This is a genomic window from Shewanella sp. GXUN23E (genome assembly GCF_050865035.1).
In the GTDB taxonomy this organism is placed as follows: domain Bacteria; phylum Pseudomonadota; class Gammaproteobacteria; order Enterobacterales; family Shewanellaceae; genus Shewanella.
Genome location: NZ_JBOZWP010000005.1, coordinates 135,813 through 158,635, shown reverse-complemented (window position 1 = coordinate 158,635; position 22,823 = coordinate 135,813). Strand labels below are relative to the sequence as shown.

The window sequence follows — 22,823 nt, the reverse complement described above, 5'->3', positions numbered from 1 at the left end:
AATAAATCACCGAGGGGGTGTCCGCTTCGTCAGGAAACAAAAGATAGGACAGCCATATCTTTTGCTCACATCGTTCCGTTCACCCAAGCTACCGCCCGTCTGTTTGGCTCAAACACGCAGGTGGTTGAAATTGTGGGAGTTAATGTATCAAAAGACCGGAAAGCCATATCTTTTGCTCACATCGTTCCGTTCACCCAAGCTACCACCGGTCTGTTTGGCTCAGGCACGCAGGTGGTTGAAATTATGATGATTAATTTATCAACGCATTGGGGCTGAGTCTGTAAGATATGTCGCACATAACTCTGATTTAGTTGGATATTTCAAAATGAGTGTAACGGCATACCGATTCAGGATGCGAAATACGGCTCGTTGGTTGATTGAACTGTTTGTGAAGGATTAATCAGTATTTACTGGCGCGGTGGGTGCGAGAGTAAGAATGGGGACAGCCATAACTTTTGAACTGAATTTGTGTTGAGTTGGCGTCAGGCCAGCCCGGCTTGGCCTAACACCTCTGGCTTGGGTTATTGGGAATCAGGGTTACTGGCGTAATCGTTAAACTGCACCAATTCGACGCCTATCATGTTGGAAAGGTATTGCTCGAAGAAGACCTTATGGTTGGCGCCTACGATAATGAGGACCCGTCCGCCTACGTTATCGGCTACGACCCGCATGATGTGGGACACCATATTGAGATTTCTTACCTGCCACAGTGCCATGCGGGCGAGTGCGGGCTCCGGGGCAAGATCCTTATTTACAAACAGACTCCAGTCCTGATGTATCACCTCAGAGGAATATTGCGGGCCATTAATCCAGCGATAAAGTGGCAGCCAGTCGCCGGTTTCAGCGGCCTGCGCCTTCATGCGCTGAGGTTTACTGATGTATTCAGACTGCGGGATTTGTCCGGCATATTTCGATGCCTTAAAAGATGGCATCAAGGCTTCGGCTATGGGCGGATACAAGTCCTTATCCATATGATCGTCTATCTGATACAGGCGATTGTGTCCAAGCCTTAGCGCCAATGCGTTGGCCAGCACATTGTTTTCATTGTTACTCAATATGGCCTTATCCAAATATGCCTGCAGCGCTGATGGAGCTTTGTCGCGTTCAGCCTGAGGCAATTTATGCCAGTGCAAGGTTGCAAGGGTCTTGTTGTAACCGGCAATTGCCAGGCGTACCAGCGTCAGTCGTTGCGGGTTATCCTGCACTGAACGCGACAGGAGATGACGCGCCTCTGTTATCGCTTGTTGAGCACTCATACCAAGGCTCTGCTGCTCCTGCTTTGCCAGTTGTTGCAACTGGGCACCGACAGCAAAATCCAGCACGGCCTGGTAATCAGACGACGCGTTAACCATGGCAAGAATATCTTCGGGGCGCAGCGACTCTACGCCTATAGCCGTCGGCCTGTAGGTTTCGAGTGCATCCAACAGCGGCGAAAGATGCGCAGCATTCAAAGGCGTATCAATATCAGCAAGGTGCATGGTGCCCAATACCATCACCTGAGTAGGCAGGGTGACCTGCCTGTTTAGCGCCGGGATGTCATCCCCCGCCCTGACGCAGAAAGACAACAACACCAGCAAACCAGCGCAGACAATTCTTATCATTTTGTAATCCATTACTTATCCATAAAACTATTCGGCACACTTAGCTAATGTGCATAAAAATCCGCCACAAGCTAACAGCCGCAGGTAACAAAATCAAACCGAGCGACTAAGCCGCGAGATAAAACAAAGAGTGATGACAAATACAACAACGCCGCTGGCGTCAAAGCTCAGCGGCGTTATTTCGGGCGATTAACGTGACCGGTTAATGGCCATCGATAAAGATGAATTTGATCAGGAAGAGTACCGCCACCACGACCACGCAGGGGTGAATATCACGCCATCTGCCGCAGCCAACTTTGATCACGCAGTAACTGATAAAGCCTGCAGCGATACCTTCGGTAATGGAGAAAGTAAATGGCATCATCACCGCAGTAATAAAGGCTGGCCCCGCTTCGCTCAGATCGCTCCACTTCACCTTGGTCAGGCCGGCAGTCATCATCACGCCGACGTAGATAAGCGCACCGGCCACTGCATAAGCGGGCACCATAGCCGCCAGCGGAGACAGGAAGATCACCCCAAGGAACAGTAAGCCCACCACCACAGAGGTCAAGCCGGTACGACCGCCCACAGCAACACCTGAAGAGCTTTCAATGTAGGCCGTCACACTTGAAGTGCCCATATAGGCACCGGCTACACTGGTCAGTGAGTCCACTTTCAGTGCCTTACCCATATTCGGGAAACGCCCCTTGTCATCGCTGATTCCGCAGCGCTCAGCCACAGCAATCATGGTGCCAGAACTATCAAACATGCTGACCAGTGCGAAAGAGAAAATCACTCCTGCCAGGCCGATATCCAAAATGGCACTCAAATCCAGCTGACCAAAGACATGACCGATTGCCGGAGGCATAGAGACGATGCCGTTAAACTGCACGTCACCGCACACCGCAGCCAGCAAAGTCACCACCAGGGTAGAGATCAGCACCGCAGAATGAACACCGCGATAGGCCAGAATAATGATGATAAAGAAGCCCAGTGAGCCCAGTACCACAGGCAAGGAGGTCAGGTCGCCCACCTTCACCAGAGTGTTGGGATCGGCCACCACCAGACCGCTGTTTTTAAAGCCGAGCAGCGCAATCAGCAAACCAATACCCGCGGGTATACCGGTTCTCAGGCCTGCCGGAATATTCTCCAAAAGCCACTGGCGTAAACCCACAACTGACACCAGGGCGAAAACCACGGCGCCCCAGAATACGGTGCCCATAGCAACCTGCCAGCTGACGCCCATTCCCAGGGTGACCGAGAAGGCAAAGAAAGCATTCAGCCCCATGGCCGGTGCCAGCGCGATTGGCAAATTGGCAATCAGGCCCATAGCGATGCTGCCCAGCGCCGCCGCCAAACAGGTGACCACAAACACAGCTTTGGTATCCATGCCCGCCGCCCCCAGAATTTGTGGGTTAACGAACACTATGTACACCATGGTCATAAAGGTAGTGAAACCGGCAATCACTTCGGTTGAAGGCGAGGTGCGATTCGCTTTAAGCGCAAATACACGGTCCAGTAGCTGGCCAAATTTAGACGTAGGTTGATAGTTAACGTCAGGTGTCTTGTTAACAGTGGAACTTTGCGGAAGTTGCATGGATGGTTAGCTCGGCTTAAAAAAAAAACCCACTGGCTCTGAGCCAGCGGGTCTTGCCTAATTAAACCTCAAACTGACACGAAATTCGATCAGGATGACTCAATGTGTGATCAAAATCACCACCACGAATAAAGGAAGACTGGGGGGAATGGAATCGAGACCGAGAAAGTCAGGTCTGAACCACTACAAATTAAGGTTTGATATAGGCAAATCCCTGCTGCTGTTTCAATGCCAGTTCATACACGCCAGCCGGTACAATTACGGCACCATCATACAGATCTCCGGCATCCAATCCCTGTTTCGTCATAGTGTTATGACAAACGGCCACGCTGCCGCCCTGCTTTTCAAGCTGCTGCAACACTGCGATATCGAGACTGCCGCCAATCTTTGGCTTCAACAGATTGCCTATGGCTTCGCCATGCACCAGCAGTTCTATCTCAATGCGCTCTTCCAGCTTCAATAAATTACTGATGTTATTGATGGCCCGGTGCCATTGGTCGTTTTCGTTCACATGGAAAATAATCTTCAACATATCTCATCCCCTTTTTACGGCAACGCTGAATTATCAGGATATACAGCGGCCTTCTGTAAAAATGCCATCGGGATTACATAATGGGCGACCTATCATTAAATTCATCTGCAGCCGGAGGTTCCCACCATGTCTGCAGGCACTGGCAGATACCTTGGACTGCTGATGAGTCAGCAATGTCTCTCAATCAAGGAAAGCGGTGACCGAGCCACAAGCAATGCGCAGCCCTTTTCGGATAGTCAGCAGAATTTCAACTAATCTTTATCTGACTGCAAGTTAGCGAGGCCGCTATGTTTTTGACTCAACATCAAATTGATCTTATTCAATACTCATTCTGTCAGATTGCACCGGATGCTTCCCGGGTGGCAGACCTGTTCTACGATACTCTGTTTGAGTTAGCCCCGAATATTCGGCCACTGTTTAAAAACAGCGCAAATATGCAAGGACAAAAGCTAATGCAGATGCTGTCGTCTATCGTCGCGGGATTGGATGACCTGGAGGCGCTGGCTCCGGTCATACAGGAGATGGGACGAAGACATGTCAGTTACGGCGTCAAACCCGAGTACTTTATACCATTGAACCAGGCATTGATGTTCTCGCTCAGGCAACACCTCAGATCAGAATTCACCCCGGAAGTCCGCGATGCCTGGGCGACGCTATTACAATGGGTGTACGGTGTGATGCAAAACGCCATGCAGCCCGCCCGCTGAAACACAGCAAATACAGACACCCACGTCTGCTGAGACTCCTCCTCCCCGGCTAGAGTCTTCGTCGCTTAAGAGCGAACTCATCGGCAGACGGCTGATTATCATTGCCAAACAACCCGGCATCGCTGCGCCGCACTTTAAGATTTTCCAGGGTGTTAAAGAAACACCGCTCGCACAGGTGTATCTCATAGGAATCGCCATCATGGGCGGAGCCATATCCCCAATCAGCCGTTAAACTGGCATAATCCGGACCACAGCCGGAATGACCCGTGGTGCTGCTGCCACAGACATCGCAAAGCACATCCGTCAGTACATCTGCCAGCTGTTTTTCCATTATTTTCATCTCGTTTGATTCCATCAGTGAGTGCAGCCAAGTCAAGCACTATGCCTCAGTGGTTCCACCGACTCAATGAGAGCCGGGTACCGGTGACATCTGCTGCGAAAGCCACTTAGCAGGCGTAATACCAAAGCTGCGGCTGAAGGCGCGGGTAAAGGCAACACTGCCACCATAACCCACCTCCAACGCCACCGACTTGACAGGCTGGCCGGATAACAAGAGTTGGCGGGCTTTCAGCAGGCGAGCTTCGGTCAGATATGTGAGCGGTGGCTGCCCCAGCGTTTGCTGAAACACCGCCGCAAAACGGGCGCGGGACATCCCACAATGCTGGGCCAGACTGGCGATAGTCCAGGGCGCATCCAACTGGTTGTGCATGGCCTCAAGTGATGCCGCCAGTCGCGGGTGAGCCAGCGCGGCCAGCACGCCGGCCTCACAAACCTGCCGGGCGACCAGATGGCGGATAAGCAAAATCACCAGTAAATCAAGCAAATGGCCTACACTCGCAAGATGACCGTAGCGACGGGAAAAAGCCTCATCAAACAGCAGCTCCAATACAGCGCCAAGATGAGTTAACTCGTTCAGCGGGATGATGACCATCTCTGGCATGGCTCTGAACAGAGGGGAGTCATTGAAGGTGACATTGGCACACACCAAATCGCAGCCTCCGAGAGTCTGTGACTGTATTCTGTGACTTCGCCCCTTGGGATAGAAAATCAGCGTTGGTTCGGTCAGTACATGCCGTCCGCCTCCCGCCTCATAAACATTCAGCGCCCCACTTTTAAGCAGGTGCAACAGGCCACCGGCAGGCTCCGCACTGCTGTCAGAGGTACCGCACAGATTGCCACTGAAGAACAAATTCGCCTTGGGAGCGGCATGTTGGATAAGGGTCGACAATGCGTCCATAAAGAGACCATTGGTATATCAATTAAGACCATCAGTGATAATTCGTCTTTTTCCTTGTGTCAATATGGCTTCACCAAACAGGTACATATAGACATCAACACAAGGAAACAGCCTATGTCACGTATTCAAAAACTGGTTAACCCTCAGGGAACCGCTGCAACCACGCTGTCTGCCATCGAAAAGAAAGTCGGCATGGTCCCCAACCTTTACGCCACTGTGGCACACTCACCAACCGTACTGAATGCTATTCTGGCGTTTGGTGATTCACTGACCAAAGGCCGGCTGAGCGCAGCCCAACGTGAATTGATAGCGCTGGCAGTGGCCCAAACCAACGCCTGCCAATACTGTCTGTCGGCTCACACGCTGATCGCCGCCGGTGCCGGTTTGAGTAAGGACGAGATTGTTGCCGCCAGAAATATTGCAGCGGATACCCCGCTGGATCAGGCGATTGTCGAGTTTGCCGCACTGGCAGTGACGCAACGAGGTGTGATTACCGATGCACAACTGCAGCAATTGCAGGCCAAAGGACTCACAGACGAGCTTTTGTTTGAAGTGCTGGCGCAGGTTACCCTCAATACCTTCACCAACTACGCCAACCATATCGCCGCTACGGATATCGATTTTCCCGTGGTATCACTGAGTCTGTAACAGGATCACCCAAAACCATCGCGCCCTGGCATGAATACACTTATGCCGGGGCTGACTTTTTGTCAGCAAGCCATCAGAAACCATCAAATGAATCCAACAACCCTAGCTCCACAACCTGAGCTCCACAACCTAAGCTCAACAACCTAAGCCCAACAACCTGAATCCAGTCGAAATTGGCAGCTGCTCCAGGCTGTTATCGTTCAATATTCGCAAGCTGCACCATCGAGCACGGATGATAGACAGTCCCGCTCAGATGGTCATGTCTCAGACCAATAAGCTCTCCAGTCATATCTGCAGGTATCGACAGAAATCTCTGCTTTGCACCAGCAACAAAGTAACCTTCACTGCATGAAAATGACTGCCACTTACCATCGCTTGACCTAATTTAAATCGCTTTACAATGGTTTCGGCGGAGGTAACGCGATGATTAACCTGATGGTTAATATTAAAGTCGCGAATATATAAATAACTGCAGAATTTATAATAAACAGATAGCTTAACGAGTTACTCGTAAAACAAATATTGCCTATCAATTTAAGCGCCAGTTCACAGTTCCGGATTATCGACCGAATTAACATGCCACTATCTTCAAAGATAACCATTCATTCCCAAATGAATGCAATATCACTAAACATGATTATTCAGAAAAATGAAATATGAACCGTACTTTTGCATCACAGTTCAGTCCAATAGCCGACATCAGAGTGCCGGAAACATCTCTGCATCCTGCAGAACAAGACCAACTATCCAATAAAATATGCCACTCAAAAATAATTAACCAGAATAAACCACAACATCAATACAATTACCAACCAATGATTTTATCTACAGCATTATTTAACTAAAACCCGCCTCACAACGACGTTACCAAACAACATCAATTGTTAATTTAATGGTGATTTAGCGCCAGTATATTGACTGTTTGGCGCGAACTTGGAAAGGGTTTTGATATCAAATCATCATCTAATGTAGCATGCCGGAAATTCCAATGGAGAAGTCGTCTATGTTCAGCTTACTGAAGAAAAGCCTGTGCAAGCGCTGCATGTTCTTTGGATTGAATTGTGACAGGAAAGGCTGTGACCACTACTACACATTTCAGCACATCATAGACAGACGCGGCGCGCTCTATGCAGTAGAACTGCTGTCCAGACCTGTTCACTTGTCCGGCTATACGGTTGAGCAATATTTCGACACCCTGAGCGTGGACGAAGGCAAGAAACTGATCAAGCATCAACTGATTAATCTGGCCAGAAACTGGAAGCTGTTGAACCTGGATCACTGTAAAATATTTGTAAATATAGACCGCTATCTGCTGGCCGATCCCAATATTGTCGACGTGCTGACGCAGGCCAGTCGAAAATTCAAAAAAGAGGGTCTGGAATTAGTTTACGAGATCACTGAAAGGCAATATGAAGTTGATATGAATCTCAGCACGGTATTTTATAGAATGCTATTGGATGATATCTTGTTTGCAGCCGATGACTATTCTTTTGTAAAGAAGACCCATGTGTTTGCCGATGACTATGCCTATATCAAAATCGATATGGAAGATATTTATCGGGGTATCCGGCAGGACTATAACAAATTTATCGACAGGCTATATCAACTGAAAGACAACAATATCAAATTGATCGCCGAAAAAGTGCAGTCAAAAAATGACTACCTGACGATTTATGCCATGCCATTTGACTTCTTTCAGGGCTTCTATTTCGATACAGACTATGAGCCTATTCTGGAATGTGCGCCAGTAGCCTGGGCTTGAACGGCCCTGACTGTGGGCAACATCGCCAATGGCTCAATGACATATACAGGCAAAGAAAGGTAACGCTTTGCCAGCCTCACATTGATATACCGTACTTTTCCGACCGCTGACGCCTTCATATCTGCCAGATGCGGTCCAAAGATCAGCAAAAAACAGCCCCGGGCCAACTGGTAGCATTCCGTGGTTTGATTTTGCTCAGCCAGATGCTCAACCGCCAGATTGGTTCTGCTGCCTGTCTGTATTTATCTGCGTTTTCCCTGGTATGCCTGAGCCTGTCTGCAACTGACCTTGGTGCCCTCATCACCGAGCTCCGGCGTCCGAAGGAATGGCCGGGATTGGTATATATTCTGCCTTGAATTCCCGCTATGCTCATGGCTTGGTCATGACTGGCAATGTCAAAGCAGCTGGCACATCAGGCGACTTAAGGGTTCATCCCGCCATCCTCTTTGTTTTGCCATGATTGATTTGCCATCAGGAGCATCAGAGATATGGGGCATCTATCAACAAGAAGCACAGGTTTTAAACCCAGCGTGCCGAGGTTTTTGCTGTTCAACACGGTAATTCAACTGGCCCTGTATTTTACCGTCCTGACGGTAGTGACAGGCGCCATTCAAATGCGATTTCTGAACTTTGACGATATGATGATTTTTGCCTTGATCTCATCGGTGATTGCAATTATCGACAGCCTGTTCACTTTGACCTTCGGTTGGTTCGAGATAGTCCCTGAAGAAAAAGGCAAACTGCTCGTGTTCAACAGAGATTCGCTGTTAGGAATCTACCAGCTGGGGCATCAGAACGCCGTTAACGCTCTGATACCATTTATCATCCCGCTTGTATTATCAGAGCCGCACCACAGAGCCAAATCCACGCTCAGGGTTAATCTGCTGTATTTCAGCCCTCATGCAGCACAACAGATCAAAGCCTGGTTGTATCAGGAATAAAAAAGCCCCGGTTCCGGGGCTTGGCAGAATGGCCGGATACGGCAACGCTTAATGGGCCTGATTGACCATCCCCAATTCAACCGGCGACACCATGGCCGCCGGGCTGAGAATGCGGCCAAGCGCCTCATCACTGAGCAAACCATCACGGCGCACCAGTTCAGCCACACCGGCGCCGCTGAGCAGCGCCTCACCGGCGATGCGGGTGGCGTTGTCATAGCCGATGTGCGGCACCAGCGCGGTGACTATGCCGATACTGGTATTCAGGTGCTGCTCACACTTGGCCTCGTTGGCTTCAATGCCCTGAATGCAACGGCTGTCGAGCATAGTGATGGCGCGGGTCAGCAGCGCACAGTTATTCAGCAGGTGATACACAATCACAGGCTCCATGGCGTTCAGCTGCAACTGCGCCGCCTCGGCCGCCAGGGTAATGGTGACATCAGTGCCTATCACCTGAAATGCCACCTGACTGACAGCTTCGGGGATCACCGGATTGACCTTGCCCGGCATGATGGAGGAGCCCGGCTGCATCGCCGGCAGACGGATCTCCCCGAGACCTGTGCGCGGACCGCTGGACAACAGACGCAAGTCGTTGGACAGCTTGGATAATTTCACCGCCAGACGCTTGAGCACTGAGGACAGGCTGACAAACGCGCCCATGTCAGTGGTGGCATCAATCAGGTTATCGGCCGCAGTCACCGGCAAGCAGGAAATCTCTGCCAGCGCCCTGACCGCCAATGGGCCGTAGGCCGGATGGGTATTGATGCCGGTACCGATGGCGGTGCCACCCAGGTTGACCACACACAGCTCCTGGCAGGCATCATCAATGCGGGCAATATCTGCTTTCAGGCTGGAGGCAAAGGCATCAAACTCCTGCCCCAGCGTCATGGGCACGGCGTCCTGCAACTGGGTTCGTCCCATCTTGAGAATATGGGCGAATTCACTGCCCTTGGCTTCAAGACTCTGGCAAATCGCTTCAATCGCCCGCTTCAAAGGTACAGTGGCGGCCACCATGGCGAGTTTTGCCGCGGTAGGATAGGCGTCATTGGTGGACTGAGAGCAGTTCACATCATTGTTGGGATGCAGGTAACGGTACTCGCCTTTGCCATGGCCAAGTTTGCTCAGCGCCAGATTGGCGATCACTTCGTTGGCATTCATATTGGTGGATGTGCCAGCGCCGCCCTGGATAAGGTCAACCACAAACTGATCATGCAGCGCGCCCTGAATAATGTCCTCGCAGGCAGCCTCAATGGCCGAGGCTTTGGCATCCGTCAGCAGCCCCAGGCTGTTGTTGGCTTTGGCGGCAGCGGCCTTCACCATGGCCAGTGCCTGTACCAGCTCAGGAAAAGCACTGATGGGTGTGCCGCTCAAGGCAAAATTTTCCAGTGCTCTTTGGGTCTGAATGCCATACCAGGCGTGGCTGGGTACCTGGGCATCGCCCAGTAAATCATGCTCTGTACGTGTGTCCATCTTGCTGTCTGCTCCCGCTGCGCGGCTTATGATTATTTTCCGAGTTATTACAGCAGCATGACACGCAATCAGGGAGTTGACGCACTGATGCAAATTGGCGCTGATTGGCGCAGTAATTGAATCAAATAGCATCAGATGCAGTCTGTCGCAGCAAGTGAATTTTAGGTAGACTGAGCAGGTCTGAATCGAGCCCAACGTCTGACTTTGTTCGCGCTCAGGGAATACCATGCATCAGGAATTTGCCAAAAACCTTCGTCTGCTGTGCAGCTATTACCGTTCGGTGGCGGATGTCTGCCGTCGTCTGCACATCAACCGTCCCCAATTCAACCGTTATTTAAGCGGTAAATACCGGCCGTCGGCCCACAGTCTGCGCCGCCTGTGTGACTTTTTCGGGGTGGAAGAACATGAAATCCTGATGCCCCACAGCCAGTTCCAGCTGCTTATTCAGGTGCGGCCAAGGCCCAGTGAACCGGCCAGTGAAGCGCCTGAGCTGGAGCATCTGGCGCGGCTGCAGAGCTTAAGTCAGGGGCTGGATAAATACCTGGGATATTACTTCGAGTACCATCTGTCGATGGCCTTCCCCGGCAAGATTTTGCGCAATCTGGTGTGTCTGCAAAAACAGGATGGCAAGGTGTACTACCAGCGCACCGAGCGCCTGCGTCAGGCCGCCGGTGAAAAGGTGTACCACAGTAAATATCTGGGCATGGCGCACCTGCTGGCTGACCGGATCTTTCTGATGGACTATGAATCCCTGACCGGCAACCAGCTGACCCAGACCATCCTTATTCCCACCTTCAAAAGCCGGGTCGGCCGACTCAGTGGTCTGCGTCTGGGCGCTTCTGCCAGTGGTGAGCGCATTCCCAGCTGTACCCGGGTGGTATTTGAGTATCTGGGTCATCAGGTGGATATCCGCAAAACCCTTAAGCTGTGCACCACGCTGGATCCGGATACCAGTCAGATTAGCCCCAGCATTCTGGAAGCCATTCGCAATGACATGGCCGAGGGCGAACGGCATTTCCGCGCCCGTCACAGCTTCTGAGCCTGACTGACAACATTGCTGAGAATATGATACCAGCCGGGAAGCGCGGCAGCTTGGGGGGGCGGGTATCGAGACTGGACTGCAGGCGCCACTGATGCCCACAAAAGCTGAGCGTTTGTCCCTGTCGGCTTGTGTGGCGCGCAGCCTCCCCCGCTTTAACCGGGTCGCGCGGTATCATAAGCCCCCTCTGAAATCACAAAGCCCGGCATCTTGCGATAACCGGGCCCGTGAGGAGTGAATGATGAATCGGGATAAGATGGAGGAGTATCCCCGACAGTGCTCAAGTGTCTTTCATCATGGCGACCTTGTGGGCCGTTGACGGAATTATTAACTCGCTGAGCGAAATAGTAAAAATATTTCTTTCAATTACTGCAATTCAAAAAGCCGATTGGTGACCCGGCGCACTCCATTCACCGCTTCTCTTCTCTGCCCTGCCCGGACCAAACTTACTTTCCCTGCACAGGCCCAACTGACCGGCGGAATAACATAACGCCCGTGAACCGCCTGCGCGCCCCTGACACAGAATCATCCAGAGTGCAAAAAATCTCAGGAAATCCCGTAATTCATCATCTGATACAGGCAGATACATGTTAAACTGAGCGCGCCAGTCTGCCCCGTCCGGACGCAGATTTTCCCCGGCATATTTTGAAGTTGGTATCACCTGCTTGTTTCACCGAGGAATCCCATGACAGCCTATTTCCTGCAAGCCTTTATTTATTTATGTGCCGCCGTCATCGCCGTGCCCCTGGCCAAGCGTCTGGGACTGGGCAGCGTATTGGGTTATCTGGCCGCAGGGGTCGTTATCGGCCCGCTGACCGGGCTGGTTGGGCAGGAAACGGTCACCATTCAGCATTTTGCTGAGTTTGGGGTGGTGATGATGCTGTTTCTGGTGGGGCTGGAGCTTAACCCCAAATCTCTGTGGGACATGCGCCACCGGCTGATTGGCCTGGGTGGCCTGCAACTGGGGCTGACCACAGCCGCGATCACCGCCATTGGCGTTTATCTGGATCAGGCCTTTACCGTGGCGCTCAGTATCGGTTTGATTTTCTCGCTGTCATCCACCGCCATCGTGTTGCAAACCTTTAATGAAAAGGGGTTGAGTCGCTCTGAGGGTGGCCGCACCGCCTTTTCCGTATTGCTGTTTCAGGATATCGCCGTGATTCCCATTCTGGCTCTGCTGCCCCTGCTGGCGCTGCCGGAGCTGGTTGCCCAGGCGCAGCTGGCTGCAGCAGAAGCCGCAGCCCACTCCAGTGACTGGAATCTGATGGCCGAACTGCCCGGTTGGGCCTATACCATCATTATCATACTGACCATAGCCGGGCTGGTGACCGCAGGTCATTTCCTCAGTCGTCCGCTGTTTCGCTATGTGGCAGAAACCGGTCTGCGGGAAATTTTTACCGCTACTGCGCTGATGCTGGTGATCGGTATTGCCGCCCTGATGAACCTGATTGGCCTGTCGCCGGCGCTGGGCACCTTTCTGGCCGGACTGGTGCTGGCCAACAGTGAATTCCGTCATGAGCTGGAGTCCAATATCGAGCCGTTTAAAGGGCTGCTGCTGGGGCTGTTCTTCATCACAGTCGGCGCAGGTATCGACTTTGGCGTGCTGTGGCAGGACCTTGGCGCGGTTATCGGCCTGACTTTGGGGGTTATCCTCATCAAAGCGCTGGTGCTGCTGGCATTAACCCTGGTGTTTCGCATCCGCTACAGCGATCGCTGGCTGTTTTCCCTGTCGCTGGCCCAGGCCGGTGAATTCGGCTTTGTACTGCTAAATTACTCCCAGCAAAACCATGTGCTGCCACAGGAGCTCAGTCAGATGCTGGCCTTGGTGGTCACCCTGTCGATGTTCCTCACCCCGGCGCTGTTTATCTTTTTTGATCGGGTGATTTTGCCCAGATACCAGTCCCGCGGCCAGCAGCGCCAGGCGGATACCATAGAGGAGCCCGGCAGCGTCATCATCGCCGGTATCGGTCGCTTTGGGCAGATAGTCAATCGCCTGCTGACCGCCAACAATATCAACACGGTTATTCTCGACCACCAGCCCAGCCAGATTGAACTGATGCGGCAAATCCGGGTGAAGAGTTACTTTGGTGATGCCACCCGCCCGGATCTGCTGCACCTTGCCGGTATCGAGCAGGCCAGATTGCTGGTGATCGCCATCGATGACCAAGAACGCGCGGTGGAATTGGTGGACTATGTGCACCGCCACTATCCATCCGTGAAAATTCTCGCCCGCGCCTGGGACAGAGGGCATCTGTACTCGCTGCAGGCTGCCGGGGCCGATATCGTCATCAGCGAAACCTTCCTGTCGGCGGTGCAGATGGGCACTGAGGCACTCAAGGTGATGGGTATGCCAGCGCCCAAGGCGGATTTAATGCGCGATGCCTTTGTGCGCATGGAGCAGCAGAGTAAAGAGCAGCTGTACCAGACCTGGAAAGCCGATGCCGATGACAACAGATTCAATAACATCCATTACCGGGATCTGTTCCTGCAACTGGAAGATGCCATGAAACAGGCAATGGAAGAAGAGCGGGCACATTATCGCGGTAAAGAGGAAATGTCTGCCGTGACGTCTGACTCTGACCATAACGCCCAGGCGTCTGAGTCGCAACCGCACTCAGATGTGCCGCCAGAGCTCAATCGCTGAGCAAACCGGCGCTTAACGCCTTGAGTACCGCCCGGGTGCGGTCTTTGGTATTGAGTTTGGCGAGGATCACCGACACATGGTTTTTTACCGTGCCTTCAGCCAGAAATACGGCGGTGGCGATCTCCCGGTTGGTGTAACCCGCCGCCATCAGTCGCAGAATGGATAGCTCTCTGGCATTGAGCGGGCTGATATGAGGATCGGCAAAAGTCGCCAGCTGCGCTTTGGTCAGTTGCCCCAGCAGCACAGGCTCAGCCAGCGTCTGACCGGCATGAACCTCAATGATCGCCCGCGCCAGCCTGTGACTGTCGATATCCTTGAGCAAAAAACCATTGGCGCCACAGGCCATGGCCTCAACAAACAGTTCAGGCTCATCAAAAGTGGTCAGCATCACGACTTTGGTTGCGACCGTTACATTGCCCGGGGATGGCGTATCACAGGGTTGATTTCCGGCGGATTCAGGGTTACTACCGCGTTGCGCTGAATAACCGCTTTCATTGCTGCGCAGCGCCCGCAGCACGGCAATGCCATCCATACCGGGCATACGCACGTCCAACAGCAGCACATCAATTGGCTGCTGCGCCAGTAAGGCAAGCCCTGAGCCACCATCGCCCGCCTGCCAGCGCAGAACAAAACGGGGCTGCAGCGACAACAGACTGGCAATCCCCTGCCTGACCAGAGCCTGATCATCGATAATGCCAATCCTGATAACTTCCTGACGCAGTGTCATCTACAACCTTCCCTGCGCACACCCTCGCGCGGCTTCAGTTAATTACCCTTTGGGCTCCAGTGGCAACGCGGCGTCCAGTCGCCAGCGCCCCTTTTCACACTGCACCGCAAAGTTACCGCCCAGCGCATGGGCACGTTCTTTCATGGACGCCAGCCCCATACCACTGCCCAGATGATTGCGCCGCAAACAGGTATTCTGAATAGCTATCCGCAGCCAGCCGCTCTCGGTACTGACCGACAGACTGACATTGCCGCGCCCGTGTTTGATGGCATTGGTCACCCCCTCCTGACAGATCCGCAGCGCCGCCTCGGCCACCTTGGGCGGTACCGCTGAGCCATCGAAACTGTGGGTCAGCAGTACCGGACTGTTTTTCAGCCGGCCGACCATCTGGGTCAGCACAGCCGCCAAATCGAGCTGGGCAGCGCTGCGCTCATCCCGCACCACTTTGCGGATTTGTTCGAGCAGATCCCGGGCGACCTGGCGGGTATCCAGCAGTCCGGCCTTCAATGGCTCGGGGGCCTGCTGCGCCAGATAGTCCAGATTCAGGCTCAGGGCGGTCAGCTGGTGACCACAGATATCGTGCAGCTCACGACTGAGCAGACGTCGCTCCGACTGACGCACGGACTGCTCCAGCAGCGCCTGAGTCGCAGCCAATTCAGCATTTTTCAGCTGCAGAGCCTGACGGGCGCGTTTTTCCTGCACCACATTGCGACTGACACTCAGCGAGAACAGCGCAAAGGCCAGATACAACAGATTACCGGCCATCAACTCCAGCGCCGCATAGGGCCAGATCCGCAGCTGCAGCCCCCACACCAACAGATTAACAATCAACAGAATGGCAAGACTGATGGGCAGGCTGAAGATAAAGGGCAGTTGTCCGGCAACAATCACCAGTAAAATACTGCTCATCTGGTTGCCCGACAGCAAAATCACCGTCAGATACACACCCAGCTGACACAGGACAGCCAGTAACCGGGAGCGCGGGGAAGCCTTCAGCCAGTCCGACAGATTAACCCACATAAAGCCCGCCAGAAATACCGCCAGCAGCAATCCCTGCCAGATAAGGGCAATCCCGATATCCACCAGCAAAAAAGTGATCATGGCGCCCAGCACACCGGACACACACAGGGGGAGATTGAAGCTGTCACCAAGGCGTTTCATGCGTTTATTCCATCGCTGCAGATTGCTTCCATCTTAGGCATTGCCCCGGCAAATTTGCAAAGGGCGCCGCACTCCTCATAGCAAATCATGACTTTCGGCACCTGCTGGCACCTCGCCTCCGCGATAGCCTGTCAGGGTCAATCAACTACCGGAAAAACACCATGAACAAACTCTGGCTTCTACCCCTGGCAAGCACCCTGAGCCTGTCTGCCCAGGCGGCCAATCTGACCATTACCATGACCGACCTGCCCCAACCCAAAGGTCAGTTGATGGTGGCGGTATATGACTCGGCTGAGGCGATGAAATCCGGTCAGCAGGCGCTGGCAAGACAGACGATTGCGGTGCACTCAAACCGCCACAGCATGACCCTCAACGACCTGCCCGCCGGGCAGTACGCTGTGATGGTATTTCAGGATCTCAATGCCAACAACCGGCTGGATCGCAACTTTATCGGCATCCCCTCTGAGCCCTATGGCTTCAGCAACAACCCCTCTGTGATGGGTGCGCCAGATTTTGAAGACATCGCCTTCCCCCTGGGAGAAGACGATCTGCAAATCCGCATCAGGGTGGAGTAATCCACCGCAATGCCACCCCCTCACGGAGACCACACTATGGAAAGACGTCACTTTATTAACAGCAGCCTGGCTCTGCTGGGCACTGTCGCACTGGGTTTGCAGACGCAGCAAGGTCTTGCCACAGGCTTCAGTGAGGCAGGCATCCGCCTCAAAGAGCAAGCAGACAACACGGCTGCCAACTATGGTGGCGGCTACGCTGAAGAGTTTGCCGCCCAGTTGCGCCGTCATCCCTTGCTACTGGGCTGGCAGGGACTCAGCGCTGACATTCCGCCCTACACAGTGGCCTGGCAGGGCAAATTGCCACCGGCCCTTGATGGCCGGAATCTGTATCGCAATGGTCCGGGGATGCAGCAAAGGGGCAATGTCCGCTATCAGCACTGGTTTGATGGCGATGGATTTATTCACCGCTTCACCCTGAACAATCAGGGACTGACGCATCAGGGACAGTTTGTGCGCACCGCCAAGTTCAATGCAGAAAGTCAGGCTGGACGCTTTCTCTATGCGGGCACCGGCTCTCCCGTTCCCGCTGCCCTGCCGATCCGCTCCAATGAAACCATCAATATGGCCAACACCGCACTGCTGCCGGTTGCCGGTGAATTGTGGGCACTGTGGGAAGCCGGTGCGCCTTACCGGCTTAATGCCGACACCCTGGATACGCTGGGCAGACACAGTATTGAGCCGCAGCTGGCTGGTCTGCCTTTTTCCGCCCACCCGCACCGCGACAGCGACGGCAACATCTGGAATTTTGGCGATCTCACGCTGCTTGGCTATCCCGGCATGCTGCTGTATCAACTCAGTCCAGGCGGACGCCTGCTCAAACAGCAGGTGCTGCCCGTGGAGCCGGGCTATATACATGATTTTGCAGTCACGGAACGATTCCTGGTGTTTTATCTGCCACCCATCACCCGCACGTCTGCCCCCCTGTTTATCGATACGCTTATCTGGCAACCCGAACGCGAGGGACGATTGCTGGTGCTGGATAAAAATACCCTGAGCATCGCTCTCGAACTGCCCTTTGATGCCGGTTTTGCCTTTCATTTTGGCCAGGCAATTGAACATAGTGGCCGGCTTAGCCTGAGTCTGTGCTGGTATCCTGATGCCACAGTGATGCTAAGCGGTATGCGTCGCATTGCCGATGAAGATAAATTGCTCAGTGGCAGTAAAGCGGTGCTGCACCATATCCATATCGACCTCAATCGCCGTCGCGCAAGACTCGAATCCACCGGCATCGCAATGGAGTTTATTCAGAGTATACCGTCCGCTCCCGGCCAGACACGGCCAAGCCACACAGGTGTGGGACTTGGCAAAAACAGCAGCCAGTTCAACGCGATAGTGCGGGTTGATGACGACGGTCACAGCGACAGCTTTGATTTTGGCACGGGCGTGATTGCTGAAGAGCCTCTATATCTGGCCGGGAACACAATTGACGACAGCTACGTGATCAACACCAGCCTGCACTATCTGGCGGGGGAAACCCGGGTTAATGTGTTTGCCGCCGATAAGCTGAGTGACGGACCTATTGCGCAGGCGCAACTGGCCATGCCTTTGCCGCTGGGCTTTCATGGCACCGTCATTTAACTCCGGGGGACTGGAGTCGGCGGGTAAATCGCTTTATAGTCAATCCATTACTAATGGATGTGCCGACTCCTGTGATCTGTTCACGCTCACCTGTTACTGCCGTTATCCTGCTGGGGCTGCTCAGCGTCAGTGCTCTGGCCGCGGAGCAAACCGGACGCCAGCCTGAAACCGTTCATTACGCCTTTGCCAACTACCTGGGCAGCGGTATCTACGGCTCCACCGGCAATACTGCCGCAGTGGTCAATATTCCCATCAGCATTGATTTGCGCAAGGATGATGACAGCGAACTGATGCTGCGCCTGCCGCTGTCGGTCGGTTTTTTCAACTATCGCTGGGATCAACTGCCGGATTTTGAGTTTCCCGATGCGGTAGGCACCTTCACGCTCACCCCGGGCATTGAGTATCACTGGCAGGCCACGCCAAATCTCAAAATGCAGGCCTATGGTGATTTGGGATTTGGTCGTAACTTCGGGGATAACTCCAATGTGGGTATTATCTCGCTGGGCATCTCCACCCTGTACCAATTTGGCCCGGCCAGCCTCTCGCCGCTTTGGGTTACCCGTTTTTACAGTGCCGGTTACCGGGATCTCGACAGCCAGCGGGGTGACAGCTACTCATCCCTGAGAACCGGCGTGGATAGCGGTTTGGGACTGGGATTTGAAGCCTGGGACAGACATATGGAACCCAGAGTATTTGCCGCCATGCACTGGTTTTTCAACCGCGGCCAGCTGGCCGATGAACTGGTCGGAGCCCTAATGCATGACAGTACGCTGGAAGTCGGGATCAGTCTGGCGTTCGACCGCCCCATAGGCATAGCCCCCGCAACCATAGACAGGCTGGGCATGAGTTACAGTCGTATCGAAGGGGAAAATGTCTGGCGTCTGTTCTTCAGTTTGCCTATCTAGTCTGATGTCAGTTGCAGCCCACCGCAAAGACTCAGACATCAGTCGCACCTTTCAGTCACATCTGTCCAGCCCCAGACCCTTGGTCCAATCCTCCACCAGACGACTGGTATCCAGCCAGGCATCAGACATGCCATAGACATCGACATAGGCGGGACAGCGGTCTGTTGGCCTTATCTCAACCACCAGCTGATAGAACAGATGCCAGTTGGCCCTGGTGGCAGATGCCAGCATGACACTGCCATCCGGATTGTTAAAACGCTCAATATAAGAGTGACTGGTACCTGCGTACATCTCCCGAATCCCCAGACCAAAACAACGCTGCAACTGACTCTCTATCTGGCTAACCGTCTGCGTAAATGAAGCCGCAGCGCAAAAGCTGTGGCCGGCTTTTCCTGCCTGGACCAGACCCTGAGGGGTATCGTGAATGGCGCCCCCCCCCAACAGGAGTCCGGCACTCAATCCAATCGCTGTCTTTTTCATGACCAAATCCTTATGGTGACAGTCAAATCTGATCCAGTGACGGCATCTTCCGCCTATCTGTTCAATCAGGTCTGATTGTTTGCCTGAGGTTATCAGGTATCAGTGGGGAAAATAGGGACAAAGACAACATTTTTGCCAGCGGGAAAACAGTCGTCGGACAAAACAAAAGCCCGGTGTCATGATGAGGGACGACCGGGCTTGCAGGGAGTGAATGATGAGTGGGGATTAAGATGGAGGAGTAATCCACCGGACAGTGCTCAAGTGTCTTTCATCATGGCGACCCTCTCAGGTCGTTGGGGACATTATTAACACTTTGAACAGGCACGTAAAATTGATTAACTCAATCGCTACAATCCAGAAAGTAGATTGCCGTCAGAGCCTTGAGATCACTCTCTTAAGTACAGACTGACGAGCAGCGATGAATATTGACAGGGTTTGAATCCCCCCCGTATTCATTGTCATAACGGGCTCCCGGCTTATCACAGGTACATTTCCAGAATGATTGATCTAGCCCTGGCACTGAAACACTCAAACCTTTGGCTTTCGCCCCTCGCCTGTACCTGAGCTCCAGACAATTTCGCGAACAGCATCACAATTTCGCATACAAAAGTGATATCGCACCCGCACCTTTGCCACAATAGCGCGCAACTATCACGATACCGTCAGTCAACAATGAAAAGACAGGCGAATCATTTTGTATCATGGCGTTTTGCCAACGCCTCAGGAGGTTCATTTGCAACGCACTACCCAATTTCTGGTTCTGATCCCAGCGCTGTGCCTGTGCCTGACGCTGCTGGTTGCGGGCATGCATTATCTGCACTGGATAGCCAACAGTGAGGCAACGCTTTACATTCTCTACAGCGTGCTAACTCTGGATGTGATTGCCAGCGCCCTGCTGCTCATCAGCACCAGTGGCTACGGCGCTTATGTCTTTATGTCCGCACTGATGTTTTTCATTGTTTTTGTGTTTTCGCTGGCAACCGTGACCCATCAGGGACCTGCGCCTCAACGTTCGGCCACGTCGGCTCAGGTACGCACTTTAGCCACCATGGAATAAGCCCGTGTTGGCCGGATAAAAAAAGGCTGCCACAGGGCAGCCAAAGGACACAGGAGAAAAACACGTTTCAGGTGGGTTGAGCGCCCACTACGACTTAGGGTTTAAGGTGCTTGCGTACGAAGTCCAGACTCTTTTGAAAGAGTTCTACTTTATTGTCTTTATTCACAAAACCGTGGCCTTCCGAGGGCTTGTATAACCACTCGTAACTGATGTTGCGCTCATCCAGTGCCGCCTTCAGATGCATGGCATTTTCCGGTGGCACCCGGGTATCGCGCCCCCCCGTGACTATCATCAGCGGCGTGTTGAGCTTATCCAGATAGGTCATGGGCGACTCTTTGCGCCAGTGTTCTTCATTATCGCCATATTTCTTCATGGCACTGACAGACACCGAACTGCCATCCATATAATCTGCGTGTTTCATCTGGTACAGCAGATCATAGGCTCCAAACATGGGAATGGCGCAGCGGTAAAGCTCAGGTTCAATCAGCGGTGACATCAGTGCCGAGTAACCGCCGAAACTGCCACCTGTGATGCACACCTGGGTGTCACTGATCTCCGGTCGCGCCAGCGCCCAGCGGGTTCCGTCGATAATGTCGTGCTGAATTAAGGTACTGCGCCTGAGATAAGCAGTCTCTTCGAATTGATTGCCAAAACCACCGGAGCCGCGAAAGTTGATTTGCAGTACGGCAAAACCATTGTTGGCCCACATCTGGGAACTGGCATCATACTGCCAGCCGTCCTGCACGCCATAAGGGCCACCATGTACATCCACAATCAGAGGAAACGGCTTTTGACCTGAGGTGGGCAATGTCAGATAGCCATGAATTTTCTGGCCATCTCTGGCATTGAAATGCACCAGAGTTCTGTCGGCCATATCTTCCGGATAAATCCAGGGTTTGGTACTCAGCAGATAATCGAGCGTGCCTTTATCCGCACGGTAGAGATAAAAGTCGCCCGGGCTTTTGTCGGTCACCACTTTTACGACCATTTCGTTGTCACTGCTGCTGTTGGCACGAATGCTGATATCGGCACCGGGGAAAGTCACCGACAGTTTCTTGTGGATGCGGCCAAAAGGCGAGTCATCCAGATAGTGGTATTCCATGCCCTGATGCATCACTTCCACCGCCACAATACGGTCGGAATCGGGATCGCGCACATAGCCATTGATATCAAATTCAGGATGCTGGAACAGCGGCGTGATTTTGCGACTGACAAAGTCATACTGGAACAGACCTGTGGTACCGTCATTGACGGACTTGCTCAGGTACAGCAGTCTGCCATCCTGGGACAGGGATAAATAGGAATAGCCATAAAGGGGATCGTCTTTACCGATTTCCTGCCATTGACCATCGGCAAAGGTGAAACGTTTGGTTTTGCCATCCCGGTCTTTGCCCTTGGCGATAACAGGGATGCCGTCACTGTTGGTCACCACGCTGATATTCCCCACCGGCGTCTGGGCAATGCGGGTTTTACGCTGATTATAAATATTGACCCTGTACAGCATATCCGGTGCATCCCGGTCGGTATTCCACTTGGATGCGCGCACCAGAATGTGCTCATCATCGCCGGGTAACATGCTGACAATATAACCGTGCGCTTTGTCTCCACCGCGGGATGAGAATTTATCTTTTTTGCTGTAGCCAAACAGTTGTTCACGCTTGCTGCCATCAATATTTGCAGCGTAAATTTCCCCTTTGTAGGCTTTACGTTCATAACCCTGAGTTTGATAAACCCGGGTGTAAATTAACCGCTCGTTGTTGGCCCAGTAAAAGTCGCCGACATATTCATCCTGGCCAAAACCGTAGGCGATTAACCGCTTATTGTTGCTGCGGTTGATCACCACCAGAACATTGGTGTCATCTTTGGGCACTGTGGCCGCAAAATAATCGCCACCCGGGGATAGTTTGATGCTGGAAAACTGGGCTGGGGTGGCAAAATAGTCAAGAGGCAATACCTGCGCTGCGGCTGGCAACCCCAGCAATAACGCAAGTGACAAAATCAGCTTTTTCATGGTGGCATTTGTTGTAACAAGGATGTTGCCAGACTAACAAAGGCCATAGGTCAGACAAGGGCAGAATAAAGAAACGACAGCAAAAAGAGATTAAATAGAGACAGGCAGCAATCCTCATGCCCGAAGGTGGTGCTCCGCCATAGAGTGGATGGATGCCGGGCGAGACAAAGAAGAT

Annotated in this window: 20 protein-coding genes; 10 read left to right on the top strand and 10 right to left on the bottom strand. The window is 52.9% G+C overall.

Translation table 11 applies throughout. From position 1 onward, the window contains the following. Positions 1-521 precede the first annotated feature (521 nt). The 3 genes from ACRRUX_RS07060 to ACRRUX_RS07050 all read right to left on the bottom strand — a co-directional run bounded on the left by ACRRUX_RS07060 (position 522) and on the right by ACRRUX_RS07050 (position 3,709). Positions 522-1,613: a DUF5694 domain-containing protein gene (locus ACRRUX_RS07060; RefSeq protein ID WP_432528619.1), complete on the bottom strand. Its 1,092-nt coding sequence runs from the start codon at positions 1,611-1,613 to the stop codon at positions 522-524. Positions 1,614-1,803: 190 nt separating this feature from the next. Beyond that, entirely contained in the window at positions 1,804-3,177 is a 1,374-nt protein-coding gene (locus ACRRUX_RS07055; protein WP_432528617.1) for an NCS2 family permease, read from the bottom strand. A gap of 190 nt (positions 3,178-3,367) precedes the next feature. Then, a complete protein-coding gene (locus tag ACRRUX_RS07050; protein ID WP_432528615.1) occupies positions 3,368-3,709 on the bottom strand; it encodes a DsrE family protein in 342 nt (113 codons plus the stop codon). Between the two features lie 287 nt (positions 3,710-3,996). Between ACRRUX_RS07050 and ACRRUX_RS07045 the strand changes: the two genes are divergently transcribed. Then, complete coding sequence (locus ACRRUX_RS07045; protein WP_432528613.1) at positions 3,997-4,416, top strand: globin domain-containing protein; 420 nt, start codon at positions 3,997-3,999, stop codon at positions 4,414-4,416. A gap of 49 nt (positions 4,417-4,465) precedes the next feature. Here the strand turns inward: ACRRUX_RS07045 and ACRRUX_RS07040 are convergent, their stop codons facing one another. Both ACRRUX_RS07040 and ACRRUX_RS07035 read right to left on the bottom strand, forming a co-directional pair. Then, a complete protein-coding gene (locus ACRRUX_RS07040; RefSeq protein WP_432528611.1) occupies positions 4,466-4,756 on the bottom strand; it encodes a hypothetical protein in 291 nt (96 codons plus the stop codon). A 63-nt stretch (positions 4,757-4,819) separates the two neighbouring features. After that, entirely contained in the window at positions 4,820-5,653 is an 834-nt protein-coding gene (locus tag ACRRUX_RS07035) for a cupin domain-containing protein (RefSeq protein WP_432528609.1), read from the bottom strand. 114 nt (positions 5,654-5,767) lie between these two features. Between ACRRUX_RS07035 and ACRRUX_RS07030 the strand changes: the two genes are divergently transcribed. The 3 genes from ACRRUX_RS07030 to ACRRUX_RS07020 all read left to right on the top strand — a co-directional run bounded on the left by ACRRUX_RS07030 (position 5,768) and on the right by ACRRUX_RS07020 (position 9,004). Further along, positions 5,768-6,301: a carboxymuconolactone decarboxylase family protein gene (locus tag ACRRUX_RS07030; RefSeq protein WP_432528607.1), complete on the top strand. Its 534-nt coding sequence runs from the start codon at positions 5,768-5,770 to the stop codon at positions 6,299-6,301. Between the two features lie 988 nt (positions 6,302-7,289). Further along, on the top strand, positions 7,290-8,063 hold the full coding sequence (locus ACRRUX_RS07025) for an EAL domain-containing protein (protein WP_432528605.1): 774 nt from the start codon (positions 7,290-7,292) through the stop codon (positions 8,061-8,063). Between the two features lie 488 nt (positions 8,064-8,551). Continuing rightward, positions 8,552-9,004 (top strand): hypothetical protein, encoded by a 453-nt coding sequence (locus ACRRUX_RS07020; protein ID WP_432528603.1) that lies wholly within the window; start codon positions 8,552-8,554, stop codon positions 9,002-9,004. 48 nt (positions 9,005-9,052) lie between these two features. On the opposite strand, the gene ACRRUX_RS07015 is transcribed toward ACRRUX_RS07020, so the two are convergent. Continuing rightward, positions 9,053-10,471, bottom strand: coding sequence for an aspartate ammonia-lyase (locus ACRRUX_RS07015; RefSeq protein WP_432528601.1), 1,419 nt, complete (start codon positions 10,469-10,471; stop codon positions 9,053-9,055). A 226-nt stretch (positions 10,472-10,697) separates the two neighbouring features. Here ACRRUX_RS07015 and ACRRUX_RS07010 point away from each other — a divergent pair, with 226 nt between their 5' ends. After that, complete coding sequence (locus ACRRUX_RS07010; RefSeq protein ID WP_432528599.1) at positions 10,698-11,510, top strand: helix-turn-helix domain-containing protein; 813 nt, start codon at positions 10,698-10,700, stop codon at positions 11,508-11,510. A gap of 685 nt (positions 11,511-12,195) precedes the next feature. Beyond that, positions 12,196-14,154, top strand: coding sequence for a monovalent cation:proton antiporter-2 (CPA2) family protein (locus ACRRUX_RS07005; RefSeq protein WP_432528597.1), 1,959 nt, complete (start codon positions 12,196-12,198; stop codon positions 14,152-14,154). Here the strand turns inward: ACRRUX_RS07005 and ACRRUX_RS07000 are convergent. Continuing rightward, positions 14,144-14,881 carry a response regulator gene (locus ACRRUX_RS07000; RefSeq protein ID WP_432528595.1) on the bottom strand — a complete coding sequence of 246 codons (738 nt, stop codon included), beginning with the start codon at positions 14,879-14,881 and terminating at the stop codon, positions 14,144-14,146. The two genes, ACRRUX_RS07005 and ACRRUX_RS07000, sit on opposite strands and share 11 nt — an antisense overlap. A 42-nt stretch (positions 14,882-14,923) precedes the next feature. After that, the gene (locus ACRRUX_RS06995; RefSeq protein ID WP_432528593.1) at positions 14,924-16,042 is read right to left on the bottom strand and encodes a sensor histidine kinase; all 1,119 of its coding nucleotides are present in this window, start codon (positions 16,040-16,042) and stop codon (positions 14,924-14,926) included. Between the two features lie 161 nt (positions 16,043-16,203). On the opposite strand from ACRRUX_RS06995, the gene ACRRUX_RS06990 reads away from it, so the two are divergent. The 3 genes from ACRRUX_RS06990 (at position 16,204) to ACRRUX_RS06980 (ending at position 19,100) form a co-directional block, all read left to right on the top strand. Next, the gene (locus ACRRUX_RS06990; RefSeq protein WP_432528591.1) at positions 16,204-16,617 is read left to right on the top strand and encodes a DUF2141 domain-containing protein; all 414 of its coding nucleotides are present in this window, start codon (positions 16,204-16,206) and stop codon (positions 16,615-16,617) included. Between the two features lie 36 nt (positions 16,618-16,653). Then, the gene (locus ACRRUX_RS06985) at positions 16,654-18,195 is read left to right on the top strand and encodes a carotenoid oxygenase family protein (protein ID WP_432528589.1); all 1,542 of its coding nucleotides are present in this window, start codon (positions 16,654-16,656) and stop codon (positions 18,193-18,195) included. Between the two features lie 71 nt (positions 18,196-18,266). Next, complete coding sequence (locus tag ACRRUX_RS06980; protein ID WP_432528587.1) at positions 18,267-19,100, top strand: hypothetical protein; 834 nt, start codon at positions 18,267-18,269, stop codon at positions 19,098-19,100. Between the two features lie 51 nt (positions 19,101-19,151). Here ACRRUX_RS06980 and ACRRUX_RS06975 read toward each other — a convergent pair whose 3' ends face one another. Beyond that, positions 19,152-19,580 carry a hypothetical protein gene (locus tag ACRRUX_RS06975; RefSeq protein WP_432528585.1) on the bottom strand — a complete coding sequence of 143 codons (429 nt, stop codon included), beginning with the start codon at positions 19,578-19,580 and terminating at the stop codon, positions 19,152-19,154. Between the two features lie 733 nt (positions 19,581-20,313). Between ACRRUX_RS06975 and ACRRUX_RS06970 the strand changes: the two genes are divergently transcribed. After that, complete coding sequence (locus tag ACRRUX_RS06970) at positions 20,314-20,637, top strand: hypothetical protein (protein WP_432528583.1); 324 nt, start codon at positions 20,314-20,316, stop codon at positions 20,635-20,637. A 94-nt stretch (positions 20,638-20,731) separates the two neighbouring features. Here ACRRUX_RS06970 and ACRRUX_RS06965 read toward each other — a convergent pair whose 3' ends face one another. Next, complete coding sequence (locus tag ACRRUX_RS06965; protein WP_432528581.1) at positions 20,732-22,648, bottom strand: prolyl oligopeptidase family serine peptidase; 1,917 nt, start codon at positions 22,646-22,648, stop codon at positions 20,732-20,734. Positions 22,649-22,823: the final 175 nt, after the last annotated feature.